The sequence below is a fragment of the Sphingobium sp. genome (assembly GCF_033795625.1).
Lineage (GTDB): Bacteria > Pseudomonadota > Alphaproteobacteria > Sphingomonadales > Sphingomonadaceae > Sphingobium.
In genome coordinates this window covers 34367-43695 of the sequence record NZ_JARYGI010000029.1, presented here as the reverse complement: position 1 = coordinate 43695, position 9329 = coordinate 34367, and the positions used below count along the sequence as shown (strand labels likewise).

The following is a 9329-nucleotide window of genomic DNA, read 5'->3' as shown; positions in this document are numbered from 1 at the left end:
CTTGAAATCCGTCATCGTTCCGTCCGTCCAATCTCCGCCAAGCATGCTCAAGCTTCACGATTTTTGCAACAGAGCCCCGCTGAGCGCGTGTGCGACAAGGACAGCGCACGCAAGCTTTACGAGAAGCGCAGCTATCTGCGTTGCTATGAACCGGCGATGGCCGACGCACGGACCGACCTCGATGCTTTGGCTGCCGCGGTGCGCGCCAGCTGACCCCTTGCGTCGATTGGCACCGTCGCCGCTGATGGGCGACGGTGCCAATCGGAAATATCTTGTTAACCAATTCTTAGAGGATTTCGTTCACTCCGGGCAGGAACCACTGCCGGGGGACGAACTCATATGCTGCGTACGGACAAGAGTGTCGATGTAGCCATCATCGGGGCCGGACCCGCAGGCCTGACGGCAGCCTACCTTCTCACCAAGAAGGGCTATAGCGTCACCGTCATCGAAAAAGATCCGCATTATGTGGGCGGCATCAGCCGTACCGTGGAACATGAAGGTTTCCGCTTCGACATTGGCGGCCACCGCTTCTTCTCCAAGTCGAAGGAAGTCGTGGACCTCTGGAACGAGATTCTGCCGGACGATTTCATTCAGCGGCCGCGCATGAGCCGCATCTATTATGAAGGCAAATTCTACAGCTATCCACTGCGAGCCTTCGAAGCGCTATGGAACCTGGGGCTGCTCCGCTCGGCTTTGTGCATGGCAAGTTTCGCCAAGGCGCAGATGTTCCCCAACCGCGATGTCCGCTCCTTCCAGGACTGGACCGTCAATCAGTTCGGCCACAAGCTTTTCTCCATTTTCTTCAAGACCTATACCGAAAAGGTGTGGGGCATGCCGTGCAACGAAATGTCCGCGGACTGGGCAGCGCAACGCATCAAGGGATTGAGCCTCGGCGCTGCGGTGCTCGACGGGTTGAAGCGCAGCCTTGGCCTCAACAAGCGCCCGAATGACGGCATGGCGACCAAGACGCTGCTGGAGACCTTCCGCTATCCGCGGCTTGGCCCCGGCATGATGTGGGAAGCCGCACGCGACCGGATCGTCAAGGGCGGCAATCAGGTGCTGATGGGCCACGCACTCAAGCAGATCACGCAGGATCAGGTAACGGGCCTCTGGCGCGTGGCGACAACGACCGAGGCTGGCGATATCGTCACGATCAACGCCGCGCACGTCATCAGTTCGGCGCCGATGCGGGAACTGGCAAGCCGCATCCATCCCATTCCGGCAACAATCGGCGAAGCGGTGGATCTCAAATATCGCGACTTCCTGACCGTCGCGCTGATGATCAGGTCGGAGGATCTGTTCCCCGACAACTGGATCTACATCCACGACAGCAAGGTAAAGGTCGGCCGAGTCCAGAACTTCCGTAGCTGGTCGCCCGAAATGGTGCCGGATGAAGGCATTGCCTGCGTCGGCCTCGAATATTTCTGCTTCGAAGGCGACGGTCTCTGGTCATCGACCGATGCCGAACTTGTCGAACTCGCCAAGACGGAGATGGCGATTCTTGGCTTGTGCAAGGCGGAGGATGTCGTCGGTGGTGCGGTCGTCCGTCAGGAAAAGGCCTATCCGGTCTATGACGATGCCTATGCCGCCAACGTGCTGGCGATGCGGACGGAGCTTGAGGCAAGATATCCGACGCTGCACCTGGTCGGCCGTAATGGCATGCACCGCTATAACAATCAGGATCATGCGATGATGACTGCGATGCTGACGGTCCGCAATATCGAGGCAGGCGCGCGGGTCTACGACATATGGGCGGTCAACGAAGACGCCGAATATCACGAAGCGGGCGATGAAGGTGAGTGCGCGGCCCTTGCCAGCGAGCGATTCGTGCCCGCCCGCCTCGCCAGCAGCAAGGCGGCCTGAGCCATGCTGGGGCGCTGGCTCGCTGCGTTCGTGCAGTTGACCTATACGCGCTATCTGGTCGCGAGCGGTGCGGCGCTTGGCGCGGACGTAGCCATATTCATGATATTGCTCGCCGGGGGCATGGCCGCTGCGGCGGCATCGGCCATCGGCTATCTGTGCGGCATCGTCGTCCATTGGATGCTCTCCAGCCGCGCTGTTTTCATGACGCACGGATATGCGACGGCACGCCACAGGCAGCGGTTATTGTTCCTGGGGTCGGCTTTTATCGGCTTAGGGCTAACGGCCGGAATCGTCGGTCTTGGGGATAGCGTCGGTATCGATCCCCGCCTCGCCAAGATTGCGGCGATCGTCGTCAGCTTCCATGTCACTTACCTGTTGCGCAAGACAATCGTATTCGCGTGATGACGGGATCATCGCGACTGGCGCAGCCTGATCGCTGGCCGCTGCTTCCCTCGGTCGCTGCCTTCGCATTTCTGCTGTGCCTTGCGATGCTGTGCATCAGCTGGCACGCGATTACGTCGTTCGGCTTCCATGATCCCGATGACGCGCTGCGCTATGTCGAAGTGCGGGATTTCCTGGGCGGACAGAGCTGGTTCGACGTGTCGCAGCACCGGATCAATCCTCCGGTCGGCGGGCCGATGCACTGGTCGCGGCTGGTCGATCTTCCGATTGCCGCGCTCATGCTGCTGCTTCGTCCGCTGTTCGGTGTGGCGACTGCGGACCGTATCACTCTCACCGCCGTGCCGATGTTGCTCACATGGGCGCTGTGCATCATGTTCGCCCTGGCGGTGCGGCGTCTCGGCGGGACCCTTACGGCTATCACGGCCACGATACTGATCAGCCTGTCCATTCCGATCCTGATCCAGTTCCAGCCGATGCGAATTGACCATCATGGCTGGCAGATACTGATGGCGGCCATTGCCCTCTGGGGCCTTTACGACTCGGACATGCGCCGGGGCGGGATCGTAGCGGGGCTCGCCGTCGCATTCTGGATGCACGTGTCGAGCGAAGGCTTGCCTTATGCGGCGCTATTCGGCGGCGTGATCGCAGTCGCGTTCATCCGGGACAAGCAGGTCTGGGCCAAGCTCAGCCTATATGCCGGGGCGCTTGCGACGGGGTCTGCGGCATTACTGTTGGTCACGCGTGGTTGGCCTGAAGCAGCCTTGCCTTATTGCGATGCAATTTCGCCCGTGTACCTGTTCCCGATGCTGGCGGTCGCACTCTCTCTGCCCGTCGCGCACCGATTCCTGGGCACCAACAACTGGACGCGACGCGCGATCATACCTTTCGTGGCGGGTGCCGTCGGTGCCGCACTATATATCCTCATAGGGGGCAAATGTCGCGCCGGGCCGTTCGGGACGCTCGATCCGATAGTCTATAAATACTGGTATCTCAATGTGAGCGAGGGCCGTCCCGTGTGGGAGCAAAGCCCGCTCATGGCCGCGATCATCATCGTGCCGCCGCTCGTCGGCGCCCTAGGTATGCTGATGGCGCTGAAGGCCGCGCGCGACCCGGAGCATAGGTTCCGATGGTTTCAGATGCTGCTTCTTTCCGGCGGGGCCTATGCCGTGTCGCTCCTCGTCATGCGGGCGGTTTCGACATCTTATCTGATGGCGCTGCCCGGTGTGGCGATAATCATCCTGATCCTGTTGCCCAAGGCTCAGGGACTGGCGACCGCACCCGCCCGGATCTTCGCGACCGCATGTCTTTGCGGACTTACCCCTATAGGCATCAGCGCGATAGCTGCGGCCCTTTTGCCGGCTGAGACGGATAGTTCACTGAGCCCGAAAACCAGTTCGTCCACAGCCGCGTCAGAACAACTCTGCGCCGCCAAGGAAAAGCTCTCAGGCTTTGCGGCTTTGCCGAAGGGCACAGTCATGGCTCCGCTCGATATAGGCCCGGCAATACTGGCCTTCACGCTGCACAGCGTGATCGGCACCGCGCATCATCGCAACAGCGCGGGAATGCGCGACGTGATCCTGTCGTTCATGGGATCGGCAGAGCAGGCTCGGACGCTGATGAAGCGGCATGGCATATCCTATGTCGCCTTCTGCCCGCATCGGAACGAAGTCGAGACGTACACGGAATTGCGCCCCCGAGGATTTGCGCATCGCCTCGAAAATGGGCCGCTGCCGTCCTGGTTGACGCCTGTCCCGATGCGGCCGGGTGAGGCGATCCGCGTGTATCGCGTCAGCTACGCCGGGATGCGCTAGGCGCCTGCAACGAACTTCATCGCCGCGCCGTTCATGCAGTAGCGCAGGCCGGTGGGCGGCGGGCCGTCATCGAAGACGTGGCCCAGATGCCCGCCGCATTGCGCGCAGTGGACTTCGGTACGGCTGTAGCCAAGCATGGTGTCTTTATCCGTCCCGATGGCGCGGGGCAGCGGTTTCCAGAAGCTGGGCCAGCCGGTGCCGCTGTCGAACTTCGTCTTCGACGAGAACAGCTTCCGATCGCATCCGGCGCACAGGAAGGTCCCGGTGCGGTGCTCCTTGTTCAGCGGGCTCGTAAAGGGCCGCTCGGTCGAGGCTTCGCGCAGGATCGCATATTGCTGCGGCGTCAGCTTCGCTTTCCATTGGGCTGGGGTCAGCGTCAGCGGATATTTCGCAGCGCCTGCACGATCCTCGCCACCCGGAATCATCGTCGCGGCAATGGCGACGACGGCTACGCCGGCCGTGCCCAGCAAAGCGCGGCGCGTAAGAGTTGAGGAAATGTGCATCGCTTGCTCCTGATGGTCTTGCAGCAGCTACGTTCGGATTTGGCGCAAGGATACCAAAGCGCGTGAAAAAAGTCCCGGGCGCTTTTCGCCGGGGCCGGATTTGAGGACGTTGCGCCGGAACAGGCGGACACCGATGCGGATGATGATCGCGACCCACAGCAACTGCCACGCCACCGCCATCACGTGCGGCATCAAGGCGTCCGATTGCGCGGCGCGGGCGATCATGGCGAAGGGCGAGCTGAACGGGAAAGCCGCGGCGACAAGTTCGGGCGTCTGGCCCATGCGATCGACGCTGTAGCTGGCGAAGAAGAAGATCATCACCTGGCTCATCGTGATCGGCATGGAGATGGTCTGCACCTCCCGCACGGTAGACGCCTGCGCGCCGATGCCGATGAACAGCGAGCCGAGCAGCGTGTAGGCGGTGGCGAAATAGAGCACGCCCAGCATCACGAACAGCGGCCAGCCGACGGCGGGTTCCGGAATAGGAAGTGGACTATCGGACAGCATTTGATAGCCGACCAGGGCCGTCGTGGACCAAACCGCGATGCCGACGAAGGACATCGCCAGCATCGCCATCAACTTGCCGAGGAAGATGGCGTCGACAGGTACGGCGGCTGCCAATACCTCTATGATCTTGTTAGTCTTTTCCTCAACCATGTTGGAAAGCACCATCCCCGCCAGCAGCATCGTGAGCATGAACAGCACCACCTGCGCAGCGCGCCCGGTGAGCAGACGGGACTGCTGTTCCGATCCGCTGCTTTCCGCAACGATCTGCGTTCTGATCTGCGTGTCGGGCAGGGCGGTTCCGGCGCGGGCGATGCTGACGAGCAGCGAAACGTCGCCCTCAAGTTGATCGACATCGCCGCCTTTGCCGGTCAGGACCGGGCGCTCCAGCGATCCGGAAAGGACGGCAATGATCCCCTGTCCCTTTCGCGCCAACAGCGCTTGCGGATTGCTGGCCTCGGCATAGCTTTTCAAAGCCGTCACGCCGCGTTCGCCCTTGTGCTGGACGAGCCGTTCGCGCGCGGCGGCCAGTGCCTTGCCCTCGCCGGGGGACAAAGCGACGCCCACTACCGGCCGCATGCTGTCATTGGCCATGCGATCGCCAAGGCTCCCTGCGACCACGCCGAACACCACGGGAAGCAAGGGGCCAATAAGGAAAAGAATGAAGGATTTCGAGAAGATGATCGCCGTGAAGTCGCGGCGGGCAATCACGAAGGCGGCGCGCAGGATCTCCCTCATGCCGCTTCCTCCGCAGGCTCAAGTGCGCCCATGTCGCGCATGGCATCGGGTCCCGCAATGACGACGAACGCGTCATGCAGGCCGGGGCGTTCGATGGACAGGCTTTCTATACCTGCTTCGCCATCCACCAAAGCCTTCAACAAGGGTTCGACGCCGCTATCTGGCAGAGGAAACGTCCAGATATTGTCGTGTACCAGAGCATCGGAAGGCAAGGCGGCGCGCCATGGGCCGTCGCTGCGCCGGGTTTCGAGCCGAACCTGCGGGCGGAGGCGGTCGCGCGCGGCGCTGACCGACCCCTCGAAGCGGATGCGGCCGCCCGCAACGATGGCGATGCGTTCGCACAGGCGCTCGGCATGGGCGATGACGTGCGTGGAGAAGAGGATCGTGACGCCCTGTGCCGCCTGCCGCCGGATCAGCGCCTCCAGCTTGCCCTGATTGATCGCATCGAGGCCGGAAAATGGCTCGTCCAGCACGATCAGGCGCGGGCCATGGACGATGGTGCCGAGCAGCTGCACGGTCTGCGCCATGCCTTTGGAAAGCGCGCGCACTGGCTTGGCGATGGCATCGCCGAGGCCGTGGCCTTCCATCAAATCCCGTCCGCGCCGTCGCCCTTCCTTCAAAGGCAGACCGCGCAACGCGCCCATGAACGCGATGGCTTCCAGCGCCTTCATCGCAGGATAGAGACCGCGCTCTTCGGGCAGATAGCCGATCGCCCGCGCCTGCTTCAGCGGCTCGCTGGCGCCGAGCAGGCTGCGATGCCCTTCATCGGGATCGATGATGCCGAGCAGCATCCGCAGCAGCGTCGTCTTGCCCGCGCCATTAGGACCCAGCACGCCATAGATGCTGCCCGCCGGGACCGCGATGTCGATGCCGTCGACGGCGCGAAAATCGCCGAAACGCTTGACAAGTCCATGCCCCTCGACGGCATAGGGGGCAGGATCGGAAGGGCCGTTCATCCAACCGACGATAGCCGCGCTCCATGACAACACAACTTATTCCTCTCGAAGAGCGGCTCAAGGACGCCGCCGCCGATCTGGGCTTCGCCGCCTGTGCGATCGCGCGCGCCGATGCCGCGCCGCTGGCGGCCGAACGGCTGCGCGCATGGATCGCGGACGGGCAGCATGGCGACATGCTCTGGATGGAGGAGCGCGCGGCGCAGCGCGGATCGCCGCAGGGTCTGTGGCCGGAGGTACGATCCGTCATCATGCTGGGGATGAGCTATGCCCCGGCGCGCGATCCGCTGGCGCTGGAGGGGGTGGGCGACCGGGGGCGGATTTCCGTCTATGCGCAGGGGCAGGATTATCACGATGTCGTCAAGAAGGCGCTGAAGGCGCTGGCGCGCTGGCTGGTGGAAGCGGCAGACTGCCAGTTGAAGGTGTTCGTCGACACAGCGCCGGTAATGGAAAAGCCGCTGGCGGAGGCAGCGGGGCTGGGCTGGCAGGGGAAGCACAGCAATCTCGTAAGTCAGGCGCATGGCAGCTGGCTGTTCCTGGGCGCGATCTACACCACGCTGGAGTTGACGCCCGATGCGCCGGGGAAGGATCATTGCGGGTCCTGTACCGCCTGCCAGGCGGCCTGCCCGACCGATGCCTTTCCCGCACCCTATCGCGTCGATGCGCGGCGCTGCATTTCCTATCTCACCATCGAGCATAAAGGCCCTATTCCCGAGGAGTTCCGGGCCCCTATGGGCAATCGCATATACGGCTGCGACGACTGTCTGGCAGTGTGCCCGTGGAACAAGTTCGCGCAGACAGCCTCGACGCACCGCGCATTCGTCGGCCGTGCCGAACTGGCAGCGCCGGAATTGCGGGAGTTGCTGGCGCTGGACGATGCGGGGTTCCGCGAGGTGTTCTCCGGGTCTCCGATCAAGCGGATCGGGCGGAACCGGATGGTGCGTAACGCCGCCATCGCTGCGGGTAACAGCGGTGACGCAACACTGCTTCCATTGCTCACCGGACTGCGAGAGGACGACGATCCGGTGGTGGCGGAGGCTGCTACGTGGGCGATGGAACGTCTGAAGCCCGCAATCCTTCATGGAGGCAGTTGACTTTTTCCGGCTGCTTTGGCTTTAGGCTCTCATGGGGGCCGCGATCCCCCCTTCAGGCATTTGCCCAAGAATCGCGTCCAGTTTTGAGAAGGACGCCGCATGCCTGTAAGACTTTCCTGTTTCTGTGCCCTGACCGCTGTCGCTGCGATTGCCTGCCCCGCCGCAGCGCAGGAGGCAGAGGGCCTCAAGGTCTCGGGTAGCATGAGGCTGCGCTACGAGGCCATATCGGGGCAGGCGCGGACGGGTTTTGACCGCAAAGACGATCTTGTGAACCTGCGTACGCAGGTGATGGCGGAATATAATGCCAAGCCGTTCCGCTTCGTCGTGGAAGTCTTCGACAGCCGGGTATGGGGAGACGATCCGGGTACGCCCGTCACAACCGGCGAAGTCAACGCGCTGGAGCCAGTGCAGGCGTTCGTTGCCGCCGACCTCGGCGCGATCTTCGGCAAAGGCAGCAAGGCTTCGCTGCAGGCGGGGCGATTCATGCTGAACCTCGGATCGCGGCGGCTGGTGGCTGCGGACGACTATCGTAATACAACCAATGGCTATACGGGGCTGCGGGCCGATGTGGCCGTGCCGGGCGGCATGAAAGGCACCTTTGTCTATACTCTGCCCCAGGTCCGCTTGCCGGACGATCCGGCGTCGCTTCGCGATGCGGAGGTGGAACTGGACCGTGAAAGCTTCGATCTTGTGCTGTGGGGCGGCTATGTCAGCAAGAGCTGGGCGGCAAAGGGCGCTGCCTCTCCGGTCATGGCGGAAGTCGGGTTCTTCCATCTTGGTGAGCGGGATGCTCCGGGCAGGCCCACTCGCGACCGCTCACTGGACACAATCAGCGGCAGGATCATCGCAGAGCCGAAGCCCGGCCAGTTCGATTATGAAGTGGAGGCCATCTACCAGTGGGGCGATGTGAGCAGTTCGCTGCTGGCCAATGCCGCGCGCCTGCCGGTGAGCGCGACCTTCTTCCATGCGGACGCCGGTTACAGCTTCGGCGGAGGCTGGAAGCCGCGCCTGTCAGTCGAGTTCGACCGCGCGAGCGGGGACGGGCGGGGGCGCAGCTTTGGCCGCTTCGATACGCTGTTCGGTATGCGGCGTGCCGACCTGGCGCCTGCCGGGCTGTATAATGCCATTGCCCGGACCAATGTCGTCACGCCGGGTGTCCGGCTTGAGGTAACGCCGAGCAAGCGGCTGGATGCGTTCGTGACGTATCGCGGATTGTGGCTGGCCGACCGGCGGGATGCCTTTTCCTCCACCGGGGTCCGCGATGCGTCGGGGCAGTCGGGCAGCTTCGCCGGGCAGCAATTCGATGCGCGCCTGCGCTACTGGCTCATCCCCGACCGGCTGCGGTTCGAGGCGGATGCGGTGCTGCTGATGAAAGGGCGGTTCCTGCGCGACGCGCCCAATGCGCCGGCCGGGCGGACGACGCGCTATGGTTCGGTCAATCTCTCGGTGAGTTTCTGATCT

9 protein-coding genes are annotated in these 9329 nt (G+C 63.0%); 6 read left to right on the top strand and 3 right to left on the bottom strand.

Annotated features, from left to right (window positions below):
• From QHC67_RS13865 to QHC67_RS13850, 4 genes are all read left to right on the top strand, one after another.
• Nucleotides 1–213, top strand: a 213-nt coding sequence (locus QHC67_RS13865; protein WP_319295250.1) for a hypothetical protein, incomplete at its 5' end; no start/stop codon positions are given.
• A gap of 126 nt (nt 214–339) precedes the next feature.
• Entirely contained in the window at nt 340–1863 is a 1524-nt protein-coding gene (locus tag QHC67_RS13860) for an NAD(P)/FAD-dependent oxidoreductase (protein WP_319295249.1), read from the top strand.
• A gap of 3 nt (nt 1864–1866) precedes the next feature.
• Nucleotides 1867–2265, top strand: coding sequence for a GtrA family protein (locus QHC67_RS13855; protein WP_319295248.1), 399 nt, complete (start codon nt 1867–1869; stop codon nt 2263–2265).
• Entirely contained in the window at nt 2265–4076 is a 1812-nt protein-coding gene (locus QHC67_RS13850) for a hypothetical protein (protein WP_319295247.1), read from the top strand. The genes QHC67_RS13855 and QHC67_RS13850 overlap by 1 nt, the downstream gene beginning before the upstream one ends.
• Here QHC67_RS13850 and msrB read toward each other — a convergent pair.
• From msrB to QHC67_RS13835, 3 genes are read right to left on the bottom strand one after another with little or no spacing between them, the layout of a single operon-like run.
• Nucleotides 4073–4579 (bottom strand): peptide-methionine (R)-S-oxide reductase MsrB, encoded by a 507-nt coding sequence (gene msrB, locus QHC67_RS13845; RefSeq protein ID WP_413818544.1) that lies wholly within the window; start codon nt 4577–4579, stop codon nt 4073–4075. The two genes, QHC67_RS13850 and msrB, sit on opposite strands and share 4 nt — an antisense overlap.
• Before the next feature lie 27 nt (nt 4580–4606).
• Nucleotides 4607–5821, bottom strand: coding sequence for an ABC transporter permease (locus QHC67_RS13840; protein ID WP_319295246.1), 1215 nt, complete (start codon nt 5819–5821; stop codon nt 4607–4609).
• A complete protein-coding gene (locus tag QHC67_RS13835) occupies nt 5818–6777 on the bottom strand; it encodes an ABC transporter ATP-binding protein (RefSeq protein WP_319295245.1) in 960 nt (319 codons plus the stop codon). Before QHC67_RS13835 ends, QHC67_RS13840 begins: the two co-directional genes overlap by 4 nt.
• 23 nt (nt 6778–6800) lie before the next feature.
• Here QHC67_RS13835 and queG point away from each other — a divergent pair, with 23 nt between their 5' ends.
• Both queG and QHC67_RS13825 read left to right on the top strand, forming a co-directional pair.
• Entirely contained in the window at nt 6801–7868 is a 1068-nt protein-coding gene (queG, locus tag QHC67_RS13830; protein ID WP_319295244.1) for a tRNA epoxyqueuosine(34) reductase QueG, read from the top strand.
• Between the two features lie 99 nt (nt 7869–7967).
• Nucleotides 7968–9326, top strand: a complete 1359-nt coding sequence (locus QHC67_RS13825) for an alginate export family protein (RefSeq protein WP_319295243.1) — start codon at nt 7968–7970, stop codon at nt 9324–9326.
• Nucleotides 9327–9329: the final 3 nt, after the last annotated feature.